Raw genomic sequence first — 23,833 nt, forward strand, 5'->3', positions numbered from 1 at the left:
CCTCTAAATTTGCTTCAGTCGTCTTACTGATAGCAAGGCCACCGGAATCAAAATCAAGAGCGTTGTCAAGACAAAGCAGCTAAGTGACTGAAAGACATCCTGTCTATTCAGCATCTTTTGAATTACTTGATACACATAGTAGCCCGGGAAAATCTTTTGGATGGCAGTAAATGCAGTCAAAAACCAACTCGATCCATGCACGAAGGAGGCCCATGGTGCCATTAACAGAGAAGCCCCCATACTTAATGGCATTGCAAGTGCTGAAATCGTTTGCCCATCAAGTGTTAATCCAACAAAAAAACCAATAACACTTAAGTACAAGCCAAGAATAAGCAGTAAGAATATGAGCAATAAAAATTCCATTGTAAACGGAATTGCTTGGTAACAAAAACCAATCACAACCAAAACAAAGCAAATCGTGCTATTCAATAGCAATTCAACAATGAGTTGGTCAGCCAACCATTGTCGCATTCCATAGTGTGACGTCTTACTTTGCAATTGAAAGAATCCACGAGTTTCACAGATTTTTTTAGAAAAGGTAACAACTGAATTACCACCAATACCAATGATGGCTGCTGTTAAATACAGGAGATAATTCGTACTTTTTCCTGCAAAAGCAACGCCCTGCCCCATCGTCAAAATAAATAAGTACCACGCAGCTGGAAAGACGACTGTGAAAAAAAGAAAGCGTCGATTTCGAAAGGTATTTTTAAGATCTAACCATTTAATCATTAACCAAGTCCCTCCTGGTTTTTCATCCGATACCACTGTTCAATCGTTTGGTTGTTAGAATGAATGGTCGCCACTGATTCATCACCAGCAATGACCCCATCTTTTAACAAAACGACCCGTGAAAAGTATTGATCAATCTGGTTAAAGTCGTGAGTTATGGTAATGACTGTTGCCTTCACATGGTCTAAGGATTGCCAAAAAATGTCAATTGACTCCAGGTCCATTCCTACCGTCGGTTCATCTAAAATAAGCAGCTTTCCAGGACGTAGCATAGCAATTAACAAGGATAAACGACGTTTTTGCCCTCCTGATAATTGGTAAATCATCTTAGAAGACTGTTCATCCAACCTATATTGTTGCAATAATTCTCTTGCTTTTTGTGCGTCAAAGCACCGTTGAATACTTGCAGAAAGCGTCAATTGATCGATTACGCGATAAGTGTCAATTAACAGATCTTCTTGTGGCATCACGCTTAAATCATCCTCTGAATGAAAATGTCGGACGATTTCGCCTTTATCGGACATTAAGTTACCAAGAATCAACCGTACCATCGTTGACTTACCAGATCCGTTACTCCCTAATAGGGCAATTCTTTCTTGCGTATAGACATCAAGATTTACATCCTGTAGAACTTTTTTATCAAACGATTTTTGAAGGTGTTTTATTTCTAAAAGTAATTGTCGTGTTTGACTTTGTCCAACTAATAGATAATCAAGGTCGACCGCAAAAATTTCAGATAAGGTCAATAGTTTATCAATACTTGGTTCTACTTCGCCATTTTCCCACTTTGAAACTGATTGTCTCGAAACAAAAAGTTTCTTTGCTAATCCCTCTTGAGAAAGATTACGTTTTTGACGAAGAAGGGTTAATTGTGTACCAAAAACATTTTTCATGTTCTGACTCCCATTCGTTCTTCTGTTTTACAAGAAATAAGTATAGATAAACTGACTTCTTTTGCAATCAAATTCAAATAATTACTCGCCCGATATACGGGCATAGCTCGCAACCCCTTCATTTCAAGCCTTTCAGCTTCCTCGTCATCAAAATAAGAATAAAAAAGAGACCCCTACCATCCGAGAGGTCTCGCCTTAAGAACAGCTCAATGAGTCAACAATTGAACCGGCTACTAATCTTTTTTCTGTGCCCACTTGGGCTTGCCCTTGTTTTTCTTTTTACGGGCCTGGTGTTTTTGCTTGGTCTTTTTAATGGCTTTTGGATCGTCTACTTTCTTAGCTGCGGCTTTTCGAGCAGCAAAACCCTTTCCCGGTGTTTTAACAGAAGCCGGCTTCGCTTTTTTCGTTGAGGCCACTGTAACGGTGGCCGGTTCATCCACTGGTCGATTTTCAGAAACCGTTGCTGCTTTTTTCTTTTTATCAGCTACTGAAGCCCAAGAAAACTTGGTCAATTCCAATTCATCCGGCAAGTACTGCTTTAACAAGCGAATATCGTGGTCGTTTCCAAGGGTCAAAACCTGGCCCTTTTCACCAGCACGTCCTGTTCGTCCCGAGCGATGGAGATAAGTGGTCAAGTTGCGCGGTACCTGGGCATTAACCACAAGGGGCAACCCGGTAATGTCCAAACCACGACCAGCAACATCTGTTGCCAAAAGTAAGTCAAGGTCACCTTTTTTGAAAGCCTTCAAGGCGTCGGCGCGCTTCAAGTGTGATTTTTCGTTGTTCCCCACCGACATGACGGAGGCGTGTTCGTGACGCAGGGCAGCCTGGGCGGCTACCAAAGCATTGATCGAATTGAAAAAGACCAGGGCCTGAACGTGCCGTCGGGCTAATTCAATTAGCACCTTATGGTTGGCGCGCCCGTCCACATGTAAATAGGTATGGGCAATGGTTTCGGGTGATCGCTGGCCAACAGAAACTGGCTTCACCGCATGACCAAAGAGTCGCTCAACCCAAGCTAAATCCACGCCAGAGGTTGCCGAAAAGAGGCAGACCTGCTGCAAATCTGGCAGCGAATCAGCCAACTTTGCCAATTCCGCCTCGTGCTCCTCCGTCAAAGTCGCGTCCGCCTCGTCCACAACGAGCATGGAAAAGTCCTTGGTTTTCAAGGCCTTGCCGTCAATCATTGTTTGGATACGACCAAGCGTTCCCACGACGACAGCGGGCTTTTCTTTTTTGAGTTTATCCGCCTGACGTTTTCCATTGGCACCACCAATGAGCGCAGCGACTTTGACACCGATTAGCGCCGCATAGGGACGAATTACCTGTGCCAGTTGGGCGCCCAATTCCTGGGAAGGCGCTAAAATGAGCAATTGGTGCCCCTTTTTAGCCAAGTCTAGTCGAGATAACAAGGGCAAAGCAAAGGCCAAGGTCTTTCCAGAGCCAGTCGGAGCCAAGCCAAAAAGCGACTGCCCCTCAGAAAGCGGACCAAAGAGCGCTTCTTGAATGGCCGTCTTGGATTCAAAATGCTGGTTAAATTCTTGTTCAAGTTCAGGTAAAATCATGCGTTTCTCCAAAAATACGGTTCCCTCATCGGCTTTTTTCTGCTAAAAAAACCCGGTCGCCCAGGTTTTTTCTTAATCAGAATATTCAAAGACAAAGTTTGTGTTGTTAATGCGGACGTCATCGCCATCCTTTGCACCGGCTTCGCGGAGCTTGTCGTCAACGCCCATGTGGCGTAACTGGCGGGCAAAACGCATAACGGTTGCTTCACGCTGCAGGTTTGTCATTGCTGCCAACTTCTCGACCTCGGGTCCAGAAATCAACCAACACTTTAGCTCAGCATTCCAATCAACGGAAATGTCGACTTCCTTCTCTTCATACTTGTACAACTTGTCGTCCGAATCAGTTTCTTCTTCCAACTTGTAAGATTCAGGGACGGGGGCCTTATCCAGCATATCAGCCGTTTCACGAAGAAGCGCATCAACGCCTTGGTGCGTGACGGCAGAGATTGCCATGATTTTAGGTTCGGACTTCAAACCGGAATCAGCCTTAACCTGCCGAACAAAATCCTCATACAGACCTTCGGATTCAGGCATGTCCATCTTCGTTGCCACAACAATTTGTGGCCGTTCTAAGATGGTTTCATCGTATTGTTCCAATTCCGTCAAAATCTTACGGTATTGCGTGTAGGGATCTTGTCCCTCGATACCAGACATATCCACGAGATGCAGGATAACACGAGTCCGCTCGACGTGGCGTAAGAACTGGAAACCAAGCCCCACCCCTTCCGAAGCCCCTTCAATCAATCCTGGCAAATCAGCCATGACAAAGTCGCGGTCATCCGGCAAACGAACCATTCCGATGTTTGGGTTAATCGTCGTGAAATGATAGGCGGCAATCTTTGGCTTGGCGTTCGACACAACGGAAAGCAAAGTCGACTTTCCAGCTGATGGAAAACCAACAAGTCCGACGTCAGCCAAAACACGCAGCTCCAACTTAATGTGACGAACCTGACCCGGTTCTCCGTTTTCGGACAATTCGGGTGCTGGGTTAGCAGGAGTGGCAAAGTGGATGTTTCCACGACCACCACGGCCACCACGGGCAACTAACAACGTTTGCCCTTCATAAACCATGTCGCCTAGGAATTCACCCGTATCGGCATCGGTGACAATGGTCCCTTGGGGAACATAGATCACCTTATCTTCTGCCGAAGCCCCAGTCATCCCCTTTGTACCACCTTTTCCACCCGACTGGGCCTTAAAGTGGCGGTTATAACGAAAGTCCATCAACGTGCGGAGGCCTTCGTCAACCTTCAAATAAATGGAGCCACCATGGCCACCATCACCACCGAAGGGACCGCCCATGGCAACAAACTTTTCATGTCGGAAGGAGACGATTCCATCGCCACCCTTACCGGCTTTTAATTCTACTTGTGCTTGATCAACAAATGCCATGAACCGGTCTCTCTCCTTTTATTCATTCGTGTTACAGACATTTAAGTATATCACGGAACCAACTGTCTGCCTAGCGCTAAAAGTGCAATATAAAATTAATTATACGCTAAATTTCCAAAATGAAAAAGCCATTCTTCGATGAATCAAAAAAGTTGGTAAGCCATGCTCCCCAACTTTCGTTATCTCGATTTATTTCTCCACCTTCGACTGTGACAACGACCAGTGGACCAATTGAGCGGTCTTCTTAGAAAGACCAAGCGCTTGTAGTTCTTCAGGCGCAGCCGCTTCAATTTTTGACAGTGAACCAAAGTTCGTCAAAAGTTTCTGTCGTGTCTTTGGTCCCACTCCCGAAATGGCATCAAGACGGGACGCCAAGGACTTTTTCGAACGGGACTTCCGATGGAAGGTAATGACAAAACGGTGCACTTCGTCTTGTATCCGCTGTACAAGGAAGAAACCTTGTGAATGGTGATCTAAGTGGACCACCTCCTCCGTTTTACCGGAGATTAGGTCCGCGGTTTTGTGCTTTTCATTCTTAACCATTCCAGCAATCGGGATGTCCAAACCTAATTCATCCTCCAAAACTTCCTTGGCGGCGTGTAATTGAGCGATTCCCCCATCCATCAAGATTAGGTCAGGTAGCTCGTCATGCTCCTTTAGCAGACGGGAATACCGCCGGCGAATGACTTCTTGGGTTTCCAACCACTCGTCGGCATGGTTCGTGGAACGAATCTTGTACTTACGGTATAGATCCTTGTTTGGCCGGCCATCTTCGAAAACAACCATGGCTGAAACAATTTCATCCCCCTGTGTATGGGAGTGGTCGAAGGCTTCAATCCGGTGCCCCATGGAAATACCAAGGGCGTCGGTCACTTCTTTCATGGCCTGGGTTGTCTTTTGTTCGTTTAATTCCATCAAACGGAACTTTTCTTCCAAGGCAATCCGGGCGTTTTTTTCAGCCAAGTCCAACAAATCCTTCTTCTCCCCACGAACCGGTGTCCGAACGGGCAAGTCCAACGCCTGACTCAAGAGTTCCTTGTCCACTACCTTGGGCACTAAGACTTCTTTTGGCTTTTGAATGTTTTTTTGCAAATAAAACTGCTGAATAAAAGTCGTTAGCTCGTCAATACCATCCGACACGACGGCAAAAGTCTCTTTTGATTGACGAATCAAACGGGCCTGCCGGAGAAAGAAGACGGAAACCGTCATCCAGCCCTTGTCCATGTAAAAATTAAAGAGATCGCGTGGCGTTGAGTCCTTGGACAACATCCGCTGACTTTCCACCGTCTCATCGATATACTTCAGTTGATCGCGCAAATCGGCGGCCCGCTCAAATTCCATGCTGTCGGCGGCTTCGCCCATTTCCTTTTCTAGACGCTTTTTGACGACTTTGGTATCGCCGGACAAAAAGCGCTTAATGCGATCAACTTGGGCATCGTATTCGGCCATTGGTACGGATTTAAAACAAGCCCCCAAGCACTGACCCATTGAATAGTAGAGACAGGGGCGACCTTGCCGCCCCTTACAACGACGCAATGGATAGTTTTTCTCCAAGAAATGAAGGGTTTCTTGGGCCGCATAGACGTTGGGATAGGGACCAAAGTAAAAGGCGCCATCCTTTTTCACTTCCGACACCAAAGCCAGACGCGGATTCCGTTCCTGCGTAATCTTAATGTAGGGGTAACCCGTCCCATACTTCAACCGGATGTTGTAGTAGGGTTTGTACTTTTTAATCAACTCGTTTTCGAGCAAAAAAGCTTCCTTATCCGAGTTGGTCACGATAAAGTCAAAATCAACAATGTTTTGGACCAGTTCGGCCGTCTTTCCCTCATGATCCTGCTTAAAATAAGACCGAACGCGGTTCTTCAAGTTTTTGGCCTTACCAACATAAATAATTTTGCCGGTATAGTCCTTCATTTGATAAGAACCTGGCTCCGCCGGTAAAAGGGATAATTTATCCTCAATATGTTTTGAAGTTTTTGCTAACATAGGTCCATTATATCCTTTCCCGACTAAAAAGACCGCCCAAGAGCGGTCTTTTATTCAGTCCAACTGAATTGAATTAGTCCATTACTTTTGCTTTTCGTCTTGTGCAATGGCTGCCTTGATAAAGGCGTGGTACAAACCTTCTGGACGGTTTGGACGTGAGATGAATTCTGGGTGATACTGAGCGGCGATGAAAAAGTCGTTCTTTGGATATTCGATGACTTCCATCAACTTATCATCGGGTGAAGTAGCTGAGAAGAGCATGCCGTTATCCTCAAACTGCTTCCGGTATTCCGTGTTGAATTCGTAACGGTGACGGTGACGTTCGTCCACTTCTTCCTTGTTGCCGTAAGCCGCTGCTGTCTTTGAGCCTTCCAACAGGCAAGTTGGGTAGAAACCAAGACGCTGCGTTCCCCCAAGGTCCGTCACTTCGTTTTGTTCGTTCATCAAGGAAATCACAGGATGAGTGGTCTCTGGATTCAACTCAATGGAGTTAGCATCCTTGTAACCCAAAACATCACGGGCGAATTCAACAGAAGCCAACTGCATTCCCAAACATACCCCCAAGAACGGGATGTTGTTTTCACGGGCGTACTTGATGGCCTGAATCTTTCCTTCGGTTCCACGGGCACCAAAGCCACCAGGAACCATGATGCCGTCGTAACCCTTCAAGAGCTTTTCAACGTTATCGGCGTCCACCGTTTCGGAGTTGATGTGGTCAATGTGCACATCCGTGTTTTCGCTGTAACCACCGTGCTTCAATGATTCGTTAACCGAAATGTAGGCATCGGGCAGGTCCGTGTACTTTCCGACAACGGCAACCTTAATCGTCTTCTTAGGATGCTTGATGCGTTCGACCATTTCGGCCCATTCCTTCATATCGGCTTCTGGGGCCTTCACTTGCAACTTGTCCAAGACAACGTCGTCCATGTGCTGTGCTTGCAAGTTCAAAGGAATTTCGTACAAGGTATCTACATCACGTGATTCAACCACGGCACTTGGCTTGACATCCGTGAAGGTTGCCAACTTTTCCTTCATCGCATCAGTCAAAGGCTTTTCAGTACGCAAGACCAACATATCGGGTTGAATACCCAGGCCACGCAGCTGCGTTACTGAGTGCTGGGTTGGCTTTGTCTTTGCTTCCCCTGCGGCACGGAGGTAAACAATCAATGACGTGTGGATGTAGAAGACGTTTTCGTTACCAAAGTCAGACTTCATCTGACGCAAAGCTTCGATAAATGGCAATGATTCAATATCACCAACCGTTCCACCAACTTCGACGATGACCACGTCGGCATCCGTTGATTCACCGGCTTTGACAATCTTGTCCTTAATGGCGTTCGTGATGTGCGGGATGACCTGAACGGTGGCACCGTTGTAGTCCCCACGACGTTCCTTTGCCAAAACTTCAGAATAAATACGACCAGTCGTGACGTTGGAATACATGTTCGTGTTGATGTCCATGAAACGCTCATAGTGTCCCATGTCCAAGTCGGTTTCCAGACCGTCTCCCGTCACGTATGTTTCCCCGTGCTGGTAAGGTGACATGGTTCCTGGATCGACGTTAATGTATGGGTCGAGCTTTTGGATGGCCAACTTCAGTCCGCGGTTCTTCAACAAGCGTCCCAATGATGCTGCCACAATTCCCTTACCAAGTGAGGAAACGACCCCACCGGTCACGAAGATGTACTTGGTTTGTTTCTTAGCCATAATGCCTCCTGTAGCGCTGCCTTCAACACGATCTCATCCCGATGGGTTTCGGTCAATCGTTATATATAAAATAGAAAAACTCCCAAGCAATGGCTTGGGAGCTATAAACGTATTCACATTAAATGTGAGCCCTAATATATATTACTGATTGCCCAAGGGGTTGTCAAGAAATTTTGGTCAAAGTCTGACAAACCCTCTAGACCAATTTTAGCCCTGCCAATTCCAGGGATCTTCATGCCAAGATTGGAAGGATGCGACTTTTTCAGCCGACAGACCCGTCCGTTTCTGATAGGAAGACAAAAGGGCGGAATAGGTGATTACCGATTCAAAAGTCAGCCCGGCTTCCGCAAAGTTTTGCTCGGCATCGGGGAACCCGTATGAAAAGATACTCAAGACACCGCTCACTTGGTAGTCCGCTGCCAAGACGGCCTTTGCTGCCTTTAATACGGACCCACCGGTTGAAATCAAATCATCAATCAAGAGAACCCGATCGTCCTTTCGAATCACGCCCTCAATTTGACTCTTTGTTCCGTGATCCTTAGGCTTTGAACGAACGTAGACCATGGGTAGGTCCAGTTCTTCAGCAACTAATGCCGCTTGGGGAATCCCCGCAGTGGCAACGCCCGCGATAACCGTCGTTTCCGGATAGTGCGTGGTCACTAATTTAGCTAGTGCCTGTGTAATCGCTTTCCGAGTTTTGGGAAACGAAATTGTCTGACGCAAATCCGTGTAGATTGGCGATTGAATCCCGGAGGCAAAGGTGAAGTGCCCTTCCTCCTTAAACTTAACGATGTCTTCATCAATTAAATCATTAATAATCGTTTCTTGTAAAGTCATCCTGCACTCCTTTTCGACTAAACCGAATGGCTATTTTGCCAGTCCGCCAGGTAGTATTCGTAGGCAGCTAGCGGTTCTTCACTTTGGTTGATTGGCCGACCAACAACAATCGCACTGGCCCCATCCGCCTTTGCCTGAGCCGGTGTGGCCACGCGAACCTGGTCACCGACTTGCGCGTCAGCCATGCGGATGCCTGGCACGAGGTAGAAAAAATCATCCCCAACCTGCTGGTGAAGGGCCTTTAATTCCAAAGCCGAACAAACAACGCCATCGCAACCAGCAGACTTTGCTAGCTGTGCCAATCGAACGACCTGTTCTTCTAATGGCAGACGGCAGTTTTGCTGATTGGCCAAGACATCTTCGGAGATGGACGTTAACTCCGTCACTGCCAACAGTTTTGGCAGTGGCAAGCCACTCTCGTTTGCCCCCCGCTCCAAACCACGGCGGGCTGCTTCCAGCATGGCTCGTCCTCCGAGTGCATGAACCGTGACGTAGTCAACGCCTAAGCGAGCCAATTGCAACATGGCCTGTTCAACCGTATGGGGGATGTCAAAGAGCTTCAAGTCTAAGAAAATGGCAAAACCACGTTCTTGCAAGGCCTGTAATACCGCAGCGCCCTCTTTGTAATAGAGCTCCATGCCGACTTTGGCCGCCTTACCGCGTCCCGGGGCTAGCGAGTCCGCAAGATCCAACGCCGCTCGTCGGTCGGACACATCAAAAGCAACCATCAACGACTGATTCATCTTCTCTCCTCTCACAGTTCACGCAACTGACCACGAAAGTCAGCGAGACGCTCATAACCCTTTTCGGTCATCAATGCTTCCAATTCTTGAGTCAACCGATCGTAGACGCCGAGTCCCTCTTTGATGACCTGTGTTCCAACGGAAACCATGTCGGCCCCGCAAAGAATGTGAGCAAAGACATCGGCCCCCGTGGTCACCCCACCAGTTCCAATAATGGCAATGTTATCGTTCAAACGTTGGCGGAGCGCCCGAACGTTTGCGAGGGCAGTTGGTAAAATCATGGCTCCACCAAGGCCACCAAAGCCACCCTTAGCCTTGGTCACGACCTGTTCCTTGCTCACGTCGACAACAAGGCCGTTTCCAACAGAATTCACCGTGTTGACGTGTGTGATGGGAAAGTCGTTTAAGACCGCCGCGATTTGGTCAAAGTGAACAAGGTCAAAGTATGGCGGCAGTTTCACTCCAATGGGCTTCGTGAAAAATTCAAAGACCCGTTCTAAGACTTTTCTCGTCGCGACAAAATCATAAGCCGTCTGTGGCTTACCTGGTACGTTAGGACAAGAAAGGTTCAATTCCGTGATTCCTTGGTATTTTGAATCCTGAATATCACTCAACACTTCAATCACGTCGTCCGCCGAAAGACCAGCGACCGATAGAATGGTTGGCTTTGCTTTTTCCTGTTGCACGTAATCTAAGTAGAAAGGATAGCCCAAGTTCGGCAAGCCCATCGAATTGATAGATCCGTATGGCAAGTCATGGTAACGTGGATTCTCATTACCCTTTCGCGGAAACAGTGTGGCGGATTTGGTCACAATGCCAGCAAGGTTCGAAGTGTTGGCCAAATCAGCCAATTCGGCACTCGTTTGGCAGTGAATTCCCGAGGCATTCAACAAAGGACCGTCAAAAGTCACGTTGGCAAGTTGCGTCGTCAAGTTCTTCTTTGTCATCGTTTCATTCTCCTAATGCTTGGCTATCGAGGTCAGCGCTTGAAATGGTCATGGCCTGGCAGTAGGCCATGAAGGTGTCGAGGGCGGTCAGAATGGCAAGGCCGTCGTTCATGGCGAGTTCCCGAACCCGCGCTTTGGCTGCGTTCTTTTGTTCAAGTAGTTCGTTCGTATCAACCACCAAATCCACTTTTCCAGAAGCAAAACAGTCAATCAACGCTTGTTCGTCTGCGATGCGTTCAACCGGCAGCTTTTCTTTAGCTAAAAAGTCAGTCATTGAGCCGGACGCTTGAAAGTGATTGCCCCTTTCAGCAAGTTGCCGTAGGGCGGGTAAGGCCTCCCGCCTTTCTTTTTCGGACAAGTCCAGATACAGACGTGCCCCTGAGGTTAAGTCCGGTAACTTTGCCGAGAGAAAGGCTTTTTTCAGGGCTTCTAAGTAGCTGTCCCCCGATCCAATGGCTTCCCCTGTCGATTTCATCTCAGGACCAAGCGTTTGGTTAATTTGTGGTAACTTCTCGAAAGAAAAGACTGGTGCTTTGACATGAACTAACTTGGATTCTTCAGCCAGTCCGGAAGTGTAGCCTAAACTCTTCAACGAATGACCAAGAGAAACCAGGGTAGCCAACTGTGCCATCGGCACCTTCGTGACCTTGGAGAGGAAGGGAACCGTTCGTGATGCCCGGGGGTTCACTTCAATGACGTAAGGTTCCTGGTTGTGAATCACAAACTGAACGTTCATCAACCCAACCACCTTCAAGCGCCGAGCCAATTTGGTTGCCGCTAGAATCATCTTCCCCTGAATCTCTGAGGATAGATGCTGGGGTGGATACACAGCCATTGAATCACCGGAATGGATCCCCGCTCGTTCAATGTGTTCCATGATGCCCGGAATTAACACGTCTTGCCCATCGGAAATCAAGTCAAGCTCTGCCTCCTCACCCGTCAAATAGGAATCAAGTAAGACCGGATGCGTGCGGGAGACTTTTACAGCTTCTTTCATGTAGCGCTTTAGTTCAGCATCGTTTTCAAGCACTTCCATTCCCCGACCACCAATCACGTAAGAAGGACGAATGAGCAACGGGTAGCCGATTTGTTCGGCAGCCTGCTCCGCTTCTTCGACCGTTGTAGCAGACGCCCCTTCTGCCTGGATTAAGCCCAGTTCGTCCATTACCTGATTAAATAAGTCACGGTCCTCGGCTTGGTCAATCATGCTAAGATCCGTTCCTAAAATTTTCACGCCAGCCTTGGCCAGCCCTTCAGCCAGGTTAATGGCCGTTTGTCCACCAAACTGAACCAGTACTCCGAGCGGCTTTTCAAGGTCAACAACGTTCAACACGTCTTCAATTGTCAATGGTTCAAAATAGAGCTTATCGGAAATGGCAAAGTCGGTCGAAACCGTTTCAGGATTTGAATTTTGGATGATGGCTTCAAAGCCGGCTGCCTGCAGAGCCTTCACGGCGTGGACGGTGGCGTAATCAAATTCCACTCCTTGACCAATTCGGATTGGTCCAGAACCAAGTACCAGCACCGATGGTCGATCAGTTTTCACTGATTCATTCTCCTCCTCATAGGTGGCATAGTAATAAGGCGTTTTCGATTCAAACTCACCAGCCGCCGTATCAACCATCTTATAGACTGGCCGAATCCCAGCCGCTAAACGCCGTTCACGTATGGCTGTTTCGCTGGTGTTAGCGAGCTTTGCCAAAGTCGCATCCGAAAAGCCATAGACTTTCGCCTCTTCCAACAAACGATTGTCTGCTGGCTGTTGCTGAAAAGCCCGTTCAACTTCAACAATGTGTGCCAACTTATCCAGGTAAAAGAAGTCAATCTTCGTGATGTCGTGCAGACTTTCAAGGGACTGCCCCCGCCGAATCAATTCGGTCAAAACGAAGAGGCGGTCTTCCTGAGCAGGCATCAAAACTGCCAGCAGCTCCTCCGTCGAACGATTCTGGTAGGCTTCCCCTAACAAATCTTTCTGGTCGACTTCTAAAGAACGAACGGCCTTTTGCAACGATTCTTCAAGAGTCCGGCCAATCGCCATGACTTCACCGGTGGCTTTCATCTGAGTCCCAAGGGTCCGGTCAGCGGCTGGAAACTTATCAAACGGAAAGCGCGGTATCTTCGTGACAACGTAATCCAAAGCCGGCTCGAAAACGGCCCAAGTGGTCTTCGTAATCGGATTTTTAATTTCATCCAAAGTCAACCCGGTGGCAATCTTAGCGGCCATTTTGGCAATCGGATAACCCGTGGCCTTGGAAGCTAAGGCAGATGAACGAGAAACGCGGGGATTGACTTCAATGATGTAGTAGCGGAATGATCCTGGATCTAGCGCCATTTGAATGTTCACGCCCCCCTCGATTTTCAAGGCGCGAATAATCTTCAAGGCGGCGTCCCGCATCATTTGGTACTCACGATCTGCCAGGGTTTGCGTTGGCGACACAACAATTGAATCACCGGTATGGATACCGACTGGGTCCACGTTTTCCATGCTAGCCACAATCAAAGCGTTGTCCGATCGGTCACGCATGACTTCAAATTCAATTTCCTTAAAGCCAGCAATGGACTGCTCAATCAACACTTGATTAACTGGTGACAAATCCAGACCATGGGTCGCAATGACCTTCAGTTCCGTTTCGTTGTGAACAAATCCACCCCCAGAACCTCCCAGCGTGTAAGCGGGGCGGACAACCAGCGGAAAACCAATTCTTTGACCAATCGTCATGGCTTCCTCAAGGTTTTCTGCAATGGCAGATTGCGGAACAGGTTCCTTTAATTCATCCATTAAGTCCTTAAACAGTTGGCGATCTTCGGCCTGTTCAATGGCCTTCAACTTAGTTCCCAGCAACTCAATGTGCATTTCTTCTAGTAGTTTCGAATCAGCCAGTTCCTTAGCAAGGTTTAAACCAGTTTGCCCCCCTAGCGTTGGCAGAATGGCATCAGGCTCTTCTTTTCGAATAATCTTCTTCAAAAAGTCTTTTGTCAGGGGTTCCATGTATACCCGATCAGCCACTTCTTCGTCCGTCATGATGGTAGCCGGATTTGAATTAACTAAAACAACTTCGTATCCCTCTTCCTTTAGGGCGAGACAGGCTTGGGAGCCGGAGTAATCAAATTCCGCCGCCTGCCCAATTACGATGGGCCCCGACCCAATTACTAGAATCTTATGCAAGTCGTTACGCTTAGGCATGCCCCACTCCCTCTTTCATCATGGTAATAAAATTGTCAAAAATATACTCGCTATCGTGTGGTCCAGGACAAGCATCCGGGTGGAACTGCACCGAAAAGGCCCGCTTGTTTTTCAAACGAACCCCCTCAACAGAACGGGCATTAATTTCCTCATGGGTAATCTCCAAATCAGTGTTGATTAAGGAGTCGGCTGCAACCGCATAGCCGTGGTTTTGGGAGGTGAAGTGCTTGGCCTGTTGGTCAATGTCCCAAACTGCATGGTTGAAACCGCGGTAGCCGAATTTCATTTTATAAGTGGTCGCCCCGTTTGCCAGTGCAAAGAGCTGGTGTCCCAAACAAATTCCAAGCAGCGGGTAGGCGTCTTGTAGTTTTCGAATTAACGGGTAGGCAAAGGCGTATTCCGTTGGGTTGCCCGGACCGTTTGAGAGCAGCACCCCGTCCGGATTCGAAGCGGCAACGGTTTCAAAGTCGGTATCAGCGTCAAAAAGGGTCACAGCAATCCCGCGTCTTTCTAAGGCTTTCAAAATCGAATTCTTCATGCCAAAGTCAATCAGTGCAACGTGCAACTGCGCGTCTTTCTTATCAAGTTGCGCCACTGCCCGTTGCTGTTCCGCACGACGAGTACGGAGAATATCTTCGTAATTTTGGGCAAACAATTCATCGATGCGCTGTTGGTTCAAGTCATCAACCAACACCGCCTTCATCGAACCCTGTTCGCGGATTTCTTTGGCCAACTTGCGCGTATCAATTCCCTGAATACCAACGACCCCGTTTTGTTCAGCATAGTCAGCCAGTGACATGACCGAACGAAAATTTGACGGGCGGCGGGCCAGTTCCTTGACGATGATGGCATCAACCGCCGGGTCGTCCGCTTCATTATCATCCAAATTGATGCCATAATTACCGATTAAGGGGTAGGTAAAAACCATGCTTTGGCCATAGTAGGATGGATCCGTCATGGTTTCTTGATAACCGGTCATGCCCGTTGAGAAAACCACTTCCGTCAACAGTTCCTTTTCTGCACCAAACCCCTGGCCCTGGTAGATTGAGCCGTTTTCCAAAACTAAATAGCGTGCCATCCGATTCTCCTTATTTCTCAGAAAAAACTTCTTCCCCGTTCACAAAAGTTCGCTTCACTCGCCCGTGGACTCGTTCACCCGCAAAGGGTGTGTTGCGCCCCTTCGAATGGAAGTCCGCAGGGTTAATTCGGAAAGCTTCTTTTTCATCAAAAATCACCAAGTCCGCTGGGTCGCCCACTTGCAACCGTCCAGCATTACTTAGCCCAAACGCTTCGATTGGCTTTTCATTCAACCAAGACACCGCCGTTTGCAAATCAACCAAGCCACTCGCCACGAAGTGTTCGTATACTAACGCAAAAGTCGTTTCTAACCCAACAATCCCGAAGGCGCAATCTGCCATGGACCCTGCCTTGTCCTCTTTCGTATGGGGCGCATGGTCCGAAGCAATCATATCGATGGTGCCGTCCAGCAAGCCAGCGATCAATGCGTAACGGTCTTCCTTTGTCCGAAGTGGTGGGTTCATCTTGAAGTTGCTATCGTCACCCTTAATCATGGATTCATCCAAGAAAAGGTGGTGCGGCGAAACTTCCGCTGTAATCGGAAGGCCGGCCAATTTAGCCTGTCGAATCAATTCAACCGAGTACCTACTTGAAACATGAGCAACGTGGTAACGAGCACCCGTTGCTCGGACCAGTTCGATGTCGCGAGCCAACTGCGTACTTTCAGATAGCGCCGTTAATCCCGGTAGATTTAACCATTTGCCAGCCTTCGGATCAACAACCCCACCGTTTGCTAATCCGTTATCCTCCAAATGGACAGTTAACACCCCACCGACTTTGCGGACATCCTCCATGGCCGAAAGCATCGTTTTGGCCTCCTGAATCCCATGCCCATCGTTTGAAAAGGCGGCGGCACCAATTGCCTTTAAGGCGGCCATTTTGGTTAAGCGGTTGGAAGTTAATTCTTCAGTAATGGCGGCGATTTGTCCGACTTTGACAAGGCCCTTCTCACTGTTTAAAGCCAACTGCTTCTTCAACTGCTCTTCTTGATCTACGACCGGCAAAACGTTGGGCATGGCCAAAACAGTGGTAAAACCACCGGCCGCCGCGGCCGAAGACCCAGTAGCAATCGTCTCCTTCTCCGTCAATCCCGGCTCACGAAAGTGAACATGAACATCGACAAGACCAGGGATGACCGTTAACCCTTCAGCATCAATAATTTCGGCCCCTGGACGAGCAGCGACAGCTGAACCAATTCCTGTAATCCGACCGTTCTCGATAACGATGGCTGACAATTCGCCATTTATACGGGCATTTTTGATAATTTTGTCCATTTATTTTTTCTCCAACAAATCGCGTTCTTCCAAAATTCGGGTTAGCATCGCCATGCGGGCATAAACCCCGTTGGCCATCTGATCAAAAATTCGAGATTGCTTACTCTCAACCAATTCATCATCCAATTCAATCCCGCGGTTAACCGGCGCCGGGTGCATGATGATGGCCGTTTTCTTCAACCGTTCAGCACGGGCCTTGGTTAACCCGTACTGCTGGTGGTAGTCATTAGCTGTGAAAGTCGCACGACCAGCCTGCCCGATTCGTTCCAATTGGACCCGTAGGCACATGCAAACATCCACATCCGCTAGTAAATCGTCTAATTTTTCGAAAGAACCGAATGGTACTAGCTCTTCCGACCACCATTCTTCTGGTCCCGCAAAGCGAACGGACATCCCCAACTTACGAAAAATTTTGGCGTCAGACTTAGCCACCCGAGAATGGCTGAGGTCCCCGACAATGGCCACTTTCAGCCCATCAAAGTGCCCAAATTCTTTTTTAATCGTCATTAGATCCAACAACGTTTGGGAGGGATGAACACCAGCCCCGTCACCAGCGTTCACAAGCGAAAGGTGGAGATTGCGATCCGCCACCAATTCTCGATACCAACCAGTTGCTGGGTGTCGAACAACTGCGATGTCCATGCCGATGGCTTGTATCGTCTTGATGGTGTCTTCTAGGCTTTCCCCCTTCTGTACTGAGGATCCAGCGACCCTGATATCGAAGCGACTCAAACCGAGCCGGTGCTCAGCCATCTGAAAGGAAGTAACCGTCCGGGTCGAGTTCTCAAAAAAAAGATTCGCGATGCGAACATCCCGCTTTAAAGTCGGACCGTTCTTCCCCTTCTGATACATCAGAGCTAAATCAAGTAAATCATTTAGTTCCCGTATCGATAGCGTATCTAAATCCACTAAGTTTTCCATTTCAGTTAACATAGCCCCCGTTTCATCCGACAAAAAAAGCCCTGATCGTTGATCAGAGCTTTGTCATTAGATATCATATTGAGTTATCCGGCTACTTTTACTTTTTATTCGCTAAAAAGGCTAGTCTTTGCCCATCATCTTGATGGACGCCACCAATTTCGGGCGTGGACAACCGCAATCGCATACCTTGGTGATTCTCTGATCAACATTAAAGGTGTGATTCGATTTTTTATAGCTTATCATTTGCCCGCCAAGAACACAAGCAACAAAATAAAAACCTTTCAAAGTTTAGTCAAACTCTGAAAGGTTTCTTTGATTGCTGTCTTATGCCACTTCGCCGTTCTTTTCGGCCAAGTCCTTTTTCAAATAGTCATAAAAGCCGGCGTATGTCAGGTACATGTAAGGAAGCAAAATCACCATTCCTAATCCAAGTACCAACTCAGCCAAAATCCCCCAACCAATGAAGGACAAAATCAGAACAAAGTATTCCCATTTGTGTCCATCCATCAATTGACGAGAACGCGTGATGGCATCACGGAAGCGAATATCTTCACCAGCAGCCTTGGCATCCTTGAAAACAAAGAAGGCTTGTGAATATGCCAATCCCTTAATAATTCCGGGAATAAAGAGGAGCAAGGTCCAAAGGAAAGTCCAGATAAACTGAAGAATGGCAACCCCAATCGTTCCCCAGAACAGTCCCTTTTGCTTGTAGGCATTGATTGATTGCAAGAATGGGTGTGCCTGCTTTTCACCAGAACGATAAAAGTCCAACAATGAATACATGGCAGCGGTTCCAGCAATAAAGGCCAAAAGGCTCATAATGGTTCCATTGCTTACATTCATGAGTGGTGGCACGACAAGGGTACCACTTGCATGGCCATCACTCCAATTAGTAGCATAGCTCGTGGCTACATTGGTAACTGAATAACTTTGATTGCCAATCCAACTAAAAATAACGGCGGGCAACGTAATCAAAATCAAATAAATCCAATTGCCTGCCATTCTTTCCTTGGCTTGCGCCTTAATTTGACGGCGTACTTCTTTTTTTGTCATCTTTCCCTCCGAAATTTTCATCAACATGTTCCAATGTAACATGTCGAACAAGACTTTGCCAAATAAAAAAACGCCCATTGGACGCTCTTTACAAATTCTTATTAATCTTTGCGGTGCTTGATGAAGTAAACCACCAAGACCAAGGCCAGCAATGAGAAACCAATCAAGAGTGGAATCTGCGTATCTGGGTTGATGGTCATGAAGACCAGGGTGATGATCAGCATGAACATGGCAAAGTAGTTTGAAATTGGCGACAAGGCCAACTTGAAGGGGTGTCCCTTCAGGTACTCAGGGTGTTCCTTCCGGAACTTAATCTGTGACCAGAGGATAACGAACCATGGCACCATTCCTGGCAAAGTCGAGGCCGAGTAGACCATCACAAAAATCTTTGATGAATCATGCCAGATCAATGGCAGTATGGCGTTTAAGACAATGCCGAGCAGAATTCCGGCCGACATGGCCAAAACCGCTACTTCAGGGACACGACGCTTTGACAGCTTCAAAAACTTGGGCGAAATTTCCTTGTTCATGGCCAGCGTGTAAAGCATCCGGGATGAAGAGAAAAGACCGGAGTTCAGGGCTGAGATAGCCGCCGTCATCATGACGAAGTTAATGATTCCAGCCGCAGCTGTAATTCCAACACGAGCAAAGGTTTCAACGAATGGTGATCCCACTTGGTCCAACTGGTTCCATGGATAAATCGTGATAATCACAAAGATCGACCCAACGTAGAAAATCAGGATACGGGCAACAATCGACTTGATTGATTTCACAATGGCAACCTGTGGATCCTTAGCTTCACCAGCCGTGATTCCAATCAATTCAATGGCTTGGTAAGAAGTCATGACAATTGACAAAGCAAACATGAAGCCCTTAATGCCACCAGCAAAGAAAGAACCGTGTGACCAAAGATTTGAAAAGCCAAGGGGATGCCCGTGGTTCCCAACTCCGAACAAGATGACCAAGAAACCCAGGATAATCATAAAGATAATCGTTAAGACTTTAATCAAGGAGAACCATGACTCCATGGAACCATAAGCCTTCACCGTCACCAGGTTAGCGGCAGTTAATGTGGCAAGGACAATCACGCCGGTTACCCAGGAAGGAATGCCTGGCCACCAATATTCGAGATAAACACCAACGGCGATGGTTTCAGAGATTCCAACCATCAACCATTGAATCACGTTCGCCCAAACCGTTAGATAGCCAGCGGCCGGATGAATGTAATGCTTGGCGTAATTGGCAAAGGAACCAACTTCTGGATCAATGTAGAGCATTTCACCCAAAGCACGCATAACGATATACAAGACCAATCCTGAAATTAGGTAGGCCAAAATAACGGATGGTCCAGTCCAGGCAATGGTCGATGAAGCCCCCATGAAAAGGCCGACACCGATGGTGCCACCCAGTGCAATCATTTCCATTTGGAAAGAAGAAAGGGATCGATTCAATTCTTTATTATTTTCTGCCATAAAAGACACTCCTGTTGATTTTGTGTTAACAAAAAAGGCGTCCCTAGCCAAAAAGCCAGGGACGCTATCGCGTGGTACCACCCAAATTTGCTACGTTAACACACGTAACCTTAATCTAACCGAGGTAACGGTTGGTCAGACCGGGCATACTTTCACGCGCTACTCGTATGTCATTTATAAGAGGTAGTCTTCACTTAGCTTGACCGCCATTCTCACCAAACATGACGTCGCTGAATGTCTTAGCTAACTTACTCGTCCTCTTAATGTTGTGTCTATCATAAATGAAGGTTAAATGAAATGCAAGACTTTTTTACCGATAAATGATAAATAAATGAAGAGGGCTGTTTTGAAAACAAAAAGCGTCCGACATTTCTGTCGAACGCTTTTTTGGAAATCACCCAAGGTCTCCTGATAAGAATATCAGTGCTTCCGCTCGGATTCGAACCGAGGACCTTGGGATTAAAAATCCCCTACTCTAACCAACTGAGTTACGGAAGCAATCAGTGCTTAGCACAGTAATATAGTTTACAGAACAGCTCTCAAAAATGCAAGAGTTTATCGCAATTTTTTATTAAAAAATTACTTCTCTTCATCTCCATCCGAAAGGTCATCCAAATCATCCGTACCAGCCAACTCAGTCAAATGCTCGTCGATGGATTCATCCTTTGAATCTTCATCATCAGCATCGTCGTCATCGTCTGTCTTTTCATCTTCAGGGACGTCATCAAAGTCGTCGTCTTCCGGATCATCGTCGTTGTAATCGATAACGTCATCATCATTGGCGTTGTCGGCAAAGACGTTGACCTTCTTGGCTGCCTTCTTTTTCTTCTTAGGCTTTTCTTCTTCGTCATCGATTTCGTGAATTGACTCATCGATGGCATCAACTGGATACCAAGCACGCAATGCCCATTCGTTGTTTCCAAGGGAAATAAATGAACCGTCCGTGTTCAAATCCGTGTAGAACTGGGACAAACGAGAACGGAAGCTCTCCTCATCAACACCCAGGAAGTTTTCAATGGCTTGAACTAAATCAGCAAAGGCCATGGCCTGCTTTTGTTCGGATAGGACCGCCGTGGCGATTTCCACCAGGGCCATTTCTTCTTTTAGTTGACCGTTTTCAATTTGTGACATGGCTTATATCCTTTCGCACTTCTAACTAGTTAACTATACTGAATTATTGAGCAAATTGCAAGGAGACCTGGTACTGACCCACCACTTCGCCGTTGGCTGACAAACTATAGGCGAGTTCAACCTGTCCCATTCCAGAAACTGCATCGATGTCGATGCGCAAAGTCTTGGTATTGGTGCCAAGTAGCATCATACCGGCAGCCGTTTGGTAGGGTTGATGATCGACCAGTCCTTTTTCAAAAACCAACCGTGTTTTCAGCACGTTTGTTCTGGTAATGACCAAACGGTCGGGCTCAATTTTAACGAGCACTTGTGTCACTGGTTGTTCAGGCAGTTCTTCGTCATAGGTCAAGTACCAAGAGGCACCCTTTTGAACCAGTTGACCTGTCGCCTGAACTTGGTAGGATTCATCCCCGCCATCCTGAAAAATCTTTGAATCAAACGTTACGTTCACTGCTTTTCCGGCCATTATTCCCCTCAATTTTCGCAAGTTTTCATTATTTCTATTATAATAGGTATATTGACGAAGGGAAAGGTGAAACTTTTGGAAAAATTGCCGCAAGAAAAAGTCCTCCGGGACCCCATTCACGACTTCATCCACATTCAAGATCAACTCATTTTGGACTTGATTAACACCAAGGAATTCCAACGACTCCGTCGGGTTCAACAACTTGGCGTTGCCAACACGATTTTTCACGGTGCTACCCACGACCGTTTCGGCCATTGCGCGGGGGCTTATGAACTGGCCCGACGTGTAACGGATCACTTTGCCCAATACTATGCTAGCAAGGACGCAGATGACGGCCTCTGGAATCCTGAAGAGCGTCTCGTCACCTTGGCAGCCGCGTTGCTACATGATGTCGGCCACGGTGCTTTTTCGCACACCTTCGAACACCTCTTTCATACTGATCACGAATCGATGACCCAACAAATCATCACAGGCGATACCGAGATCCATCAGGTTTTGTTACAGGAAGGACCCGACTTTCCTAACAAAGTCGCTTCGGTGATTGCCAAGACATACCCCAATCCTCAAGTGGTCCAACTAATTTCCTCACAATTAGATGTTGACCGAATGGATTATCTGCTACGCGATGCCTATTACACCGGAGCTAGTTATGGGGAATACGACCTTTCCCGTATTTTACGGATGCTTCGCCCTTACAAGGGCGGTATTGCTGTCGATATTGGTGGGATGCACGCCGTCGAATCCTACCTCGTTGCACGATACCAAATGTACTTGCAGGTCTACTTCCACCCCGTGGCACGTGGTATGGAAATCCTACTCGAGCACATTCTCGGCCGTGTCAAAGAATTATTAGCTGAAGGCGAAGAACCCAATTCACTGGTTGGCCCATTGCTAGCCCCCGTTTTCCAACCAGATCACGACCTGACGGTGAGTGAATACCTTCGTCTCGACGATAACCTCTTCTTAACGGCGATTAATGGCTGGCAGGATGCGGATGATACCATTCTGGCCGATTTGTCTCAACGTTTCTTGAACCGCAAGCCCCTCAAATCCATTCAAATTACGGAGCAGTCGGCACCACATCTTGACCGTTTGGAAAAGATTGTTAATGAAGCTGGCTTCGATCCACGTTATTACACTGCTCGTAATGATGCTTATGACCTTCCGTATGATGATTACAAACCAGCCGCTAAGAAGCCCAGAACGCAGATTGAATTGGTCTTAGCCGATGGCAGCCATCGCGAACTTTCCGAATTATCGACTCTAGTTGGCGCCATCAAGGGGCGCGCTTCGTTAGACCAACGCTTCTTTTTCCCACGTGAGATGCTCGATAATGGCCCTGACGACCTCTTCACTGAACTACACAACGACTTTAAATCGTTCATCAGAAACGACACCTTTATTCCGGGTGAAGATTAAAAAACAGGCTTAACAGCCTGTTTTTTTATTAATGACTTTGTCAGGTAAACAAAAAGGACTACTCGCCAATCAAACAAGCAGTCCTTTTTATAATATTGATTATTTATTCTTCGAATTCTTTGGCCATCTTCTTAACCGCCAATGGCAAGATAAGCTTTTGCCACCAGTTGGGTTTCTTGTCCTTAGCAATGTGCAGACCGTTGTTAAATTCGACCATCAAATGCCACTTATGCCCCTCTAGAATTTCATCGGGCGCGCTTGCGGGTAAAAAACACCGAGCTTTACGTGCAAGCCATTTTGCTTGCCCTTGAATTGGTGCATTCCGATGATCTTCGTGTCCTTCATGTTGTGGGCCAAGAGAGTCTTTCCAATCATGACCATGTCCGTATCGGCATCTGGCTTAATTGGCCGGGCAACCCCCTTTCCTGGCACCAAATGCAAGTATGACGGGTCCTTGTACATTCCAAAGGTTTCCACGATGGTCTGCGTGCCACCCTTACCGGCTTCGAAATAGTAGTGTTCTGGGTGAATCTTGGATGGCAAGTAGAGATCGTTTTCCTTGGCCAAGGACATGTTAAAGAGCATGAATTGAATCAACGAAATGTTTTCGGTCTCGACTTCAACAATTGCCTGCTTCATTGGTTTCGAATCGTCAGCCCTATCGGCAATATCTTCCCACATGTGGTCGGCCCGCAAGAGTTCATCCTTGTAGTAAGCCAACATGCCCTGCTTGCCAACGGCTTCCTTACTCTGTGCCAAGAGTTCCTTCGCTTCTTCAAGGGGCATTTCCAAGGCGTCTTCAACCTTGTATTCCTGTCCGTTCATTTGAAGCGGAATCTGCTTTTCGCCAAATTCCTTGAAGACTTTGTGATAACGGCTCAATTCGACGTCGTGAATTTGTTCTTCCGTGATGACTTGACCATCGATTTTGAATTGAATCTTATAGTCTGACATTTGCACCCCTCCAACTGTCTCATTTGTGTCTTTTGATTACTTCAAGTATACTAAGTTCAATGAAAAAAGATAGTCTT

The 23,833-nt window shown here is 47.2% G+C and carries 19 protein-coding genes and 1 tRNA gene; 1 reads left to right on the forward strand and 19 read right to left on the reverse strand.

What is annotated here, in order from left to right:
* Window positions 1–3: 3 nt before the first annotated feature.
* The 18 genes from ACSYSL_RS03570 to ACSYSL_RS03655 form a co-directional block, all read right to left on the reverse strand.
* Window positions 4–732 (reverse strand): multidrug ABC transporter permease, encoded by a 729-nt coding sequence (locus ACSYSL_RS03570; protein WP_491708367.1) that lies wholly within the window; start codon window positions 730–732, stop codon window positions 4–6.
* On the reverse strand, window positions 732–1,625 hold the full coding sequence (locus ACSYSL_RS03575; RefSeq protein WP_491708368.1) for an XRE family transcriptional regulator: 894 nt from the start codon (window positions 1,623–1,625) through the stop codon (window positions 732–734). Before ACSYSL_RS03575 ends, ACSYSL_RS03570 begins: the two co-directional genes overlap by 1 nt.
* Before the next feature lie 233 nt (window positions 1,626–1,858).
* The gene (locus ACSYSL_RS03580; RefSeq protein WP_491708369.1) at window positions 1,859–3,190 is read right to left on the reverse strand and encodes a DEAD/DEAH box helicase; all 1,332 of its coding nucleotides are present in this window, start codon (window positions 3,188–3,190) and stop codon (window positions 1,859–1,861) included.
* 72 nt (window positions 3,191–3,262) lie between these two features.
* Window positions 3,263–4,582: a GTPase ObgE gene (obgE, locus tag ACSYSL_RS03585; RefSeq protein ID WP_491708370.1), complete on the reverse strand. Its 1,320-nt coding sequence runs from the start codon at window positions 4,580–4,582 to the stop codon at window positions 3,263–3,265.
* A 189-nt stretch (window positions 4,583–4,771) separates the two neighbouring features.
* Window positions 4,772–6,571, reverse strand: a complete 1,800-nt coding sequence (uvrC, locus tag ACSYSL_RS03590) for an excinuclease ABC subunit UvrC (protein ID WP_491708371.1) — start codon at window positions 6,569–6,571, stop codon at window positions 4,772–4,774.
* A gap of 81 nt (window positions 6,572–6,652) precedes the next feature.
* Window positions 6,653–8,278 (reverse strand): CTP synthase, encoded by a 1,626-nt coding sequence (gene pyrG / locus ACSYSL_RS03595; protein WP_491708372.1) that lies wholly within the window; start codon window positions 8,276–8,278, stop codon window positions 6,653–6,655.
* Between the two features lie 207 nt (window positions 8,279–8,485).
* Complete coding sequence (gene pyrE, locus ACSYSL_RS03600) at window positions 8,486–9,115, reverse strand: orotate phosphoribosyltransferase (protein WP_491708373.1); 630 nt, start codon at window positions 9,113–9,115, stop codon at window positions 8,486–8,488.
* 17 nt (window positions 9,116–9,132) lie between these two features.
* Window positions 9,133–9,858: an orotidine-5'-phosphate decarboxylase gene (pyrF, locus tag ACSYSL_RS03605; RefSeq protein ID WP_491708374.1), complete on the reverse strand. Its 726-nt coding sequence runs from the start codon at window positions 9,856–9,858 to the stop codon at window positions 9,133–9,135.
* An 11-nt stretch (window positions 9,859–9,869) separates the two neighbouring features.
* The gene (locus ACSYSL_RS03610) at window positions 9,870–10,805 is read right to left on the reverse strand and encodes a dihydroorotate oxidase (RefSeq protein ID WP_491708375.1); all 936 of its coding nucleotides are present in this window, start codon (window positions 10,803–10,805) and stop codon (window positions 9,870–9,872) included.
* Between the two features lie 4 nt (window positions 10,806–10,809).
* A complete protein-coding gene (gene carB, locus ACSYSL_RS03615) occupies window positions 10,810–13,989 on the reverse strand; it encodes a carbamoyl-phosphate synthase large subunit (protein ID WP_491708376.1) in 3,180 nt (1,059 codons plus the stop codon).
* Window positions 13,982–15,067 carry a carbamoyl phosphate synthase small subunit gene (locus ACSYSL_RS03620; protein ID WP_491708377.1) on the reverse strand — a complete coding sequence of 362 codons (1,086 nt, stop codon included), beginning with the start codon at window positions 15,065–15,067 and terminating at the stop codon, window positions 13,982–13,984. The genes carB and ACSYSL_RS03620 overlap by 8 nt, the downstream gene beginning before the upstream one ends.
* Window positions 15,068–15,077: 10 nt before the next feature.
* On the reverse strand, window positions 15,078–16,340 hold the full coding sequence (locus ACSYSL_RS03625) for a dihydroorotase (protein ID WP_491708378.1): 1,263 nt from the start codon (window positions 16,338–16,340) through the stop codon (window positions 15,078–15,080).
* Window positions 16,341–17,273 (reverse strand): aspartate carbamoyltransferase catalytic subunit, encoded by a 933-nt coding sequence (locus ACSYSL_RS03630; RefSeq protein ID WP_491708379.1) that lies wholly within the window; start codon window positions 17,271–17,273, stop codon window positions 16,341–16,343. It abuts the gene before it with no gap.
* 312 nt (window positions 17,274–17,585) lie between these two features.
* On the reverse strand, window positions 17,586–18,314 hold the full coding sequence (locus tag ACSYSL_RS03635; RefSeq protein ID WP_491708380.1) for a DUF975 family protein: 729 nt from the start codon (window positions 18,312–18,314) through the stop codon (window positions 17,586–17,588).
* Between the two features lie 101 nt (window positions 18,315–18,415).
* Window positions 18,416–19,786, reverse strand: coding sequence for an amino acid permease (locus ACSYSL_RS03640; protein ID WP_187753480.1), 1,371 nt, complete (start codon window positions 19,784–19,786; stop codon window positions 18,416–18,418).
* Between the two features lie 424 nt (window positions 19,787–20,210).
* Window positions 20,211–20,284 (reverse strand) — tRNA-Lys (locus ACSYSL_RS03645).
* A gap of 81 nt (window positions 20,285–20,365) precedes the next feature.
* Window positions 20,366–20,917: a DNA-directed RNA polymerase subunit delta gene (gene rpoE / locus ACSYSL_RS03650; RefSeq protein WP_491708381.1), complete on the reverse strand. Its 552-nt coding sequence runs from the start codon at window positions 20,915–20,917 to the stop codon at window positions 20,366–20,368.
* Between the two features lie 43 nt (window positions 20,918–20,960).
* Window positions 20,961–21,383: a YwiB family protein gene (locus ACSYSL_RS03655; RefSeq protein WP_491708382.1), complete on the reverse strand. Its 423-nt coding sequence runs from the start codon at window positions 21,381–21,383 to the stop codon at window positions 20,961–20,963.
* Window positions 21,384–21,449: 66 nt separating this feature from the next.
* On the opposite strand from ACSYSL_RS03655, the gene ACSYSL_RS03660 reads away from it, so the two are divergent.
* The gene (locus ACSYSL_RS03660; protein WP_029489776.1) at window positions 21,450–22,802 is read left to right on the forward strand and encodes an HD domain-containing protein; all 1,353 of its coding nucleotides are present in this window, start codon (window positions 21,450–21,452) and stop codon (window positions 22,800–22,802) included.
* A 237-nt stretch (window positions 22,803–23,039) separates the two neighbouring features.
* Here ACSYSL_RS03660 and ACSYSL_RS03665 read toward each other — a convergent pair whose 3' ends face one another.
* Complete coding sequence (locus ACSYSL_RS03665; RefSeq protein WP_491708383.1) at window positions 23,040–23,756, reverse strand: hypothetical protein; 717 nt, start codon at window positions 23,754–23,756, stop codon at window positions 23,040–23,042.
* Window positions 23,757–23,833: the final 77 nt, after the last annotated feature.

It is taken from the genome of Fructobacillus sp. ESL1129 (genome assembly GCF_058507945.1).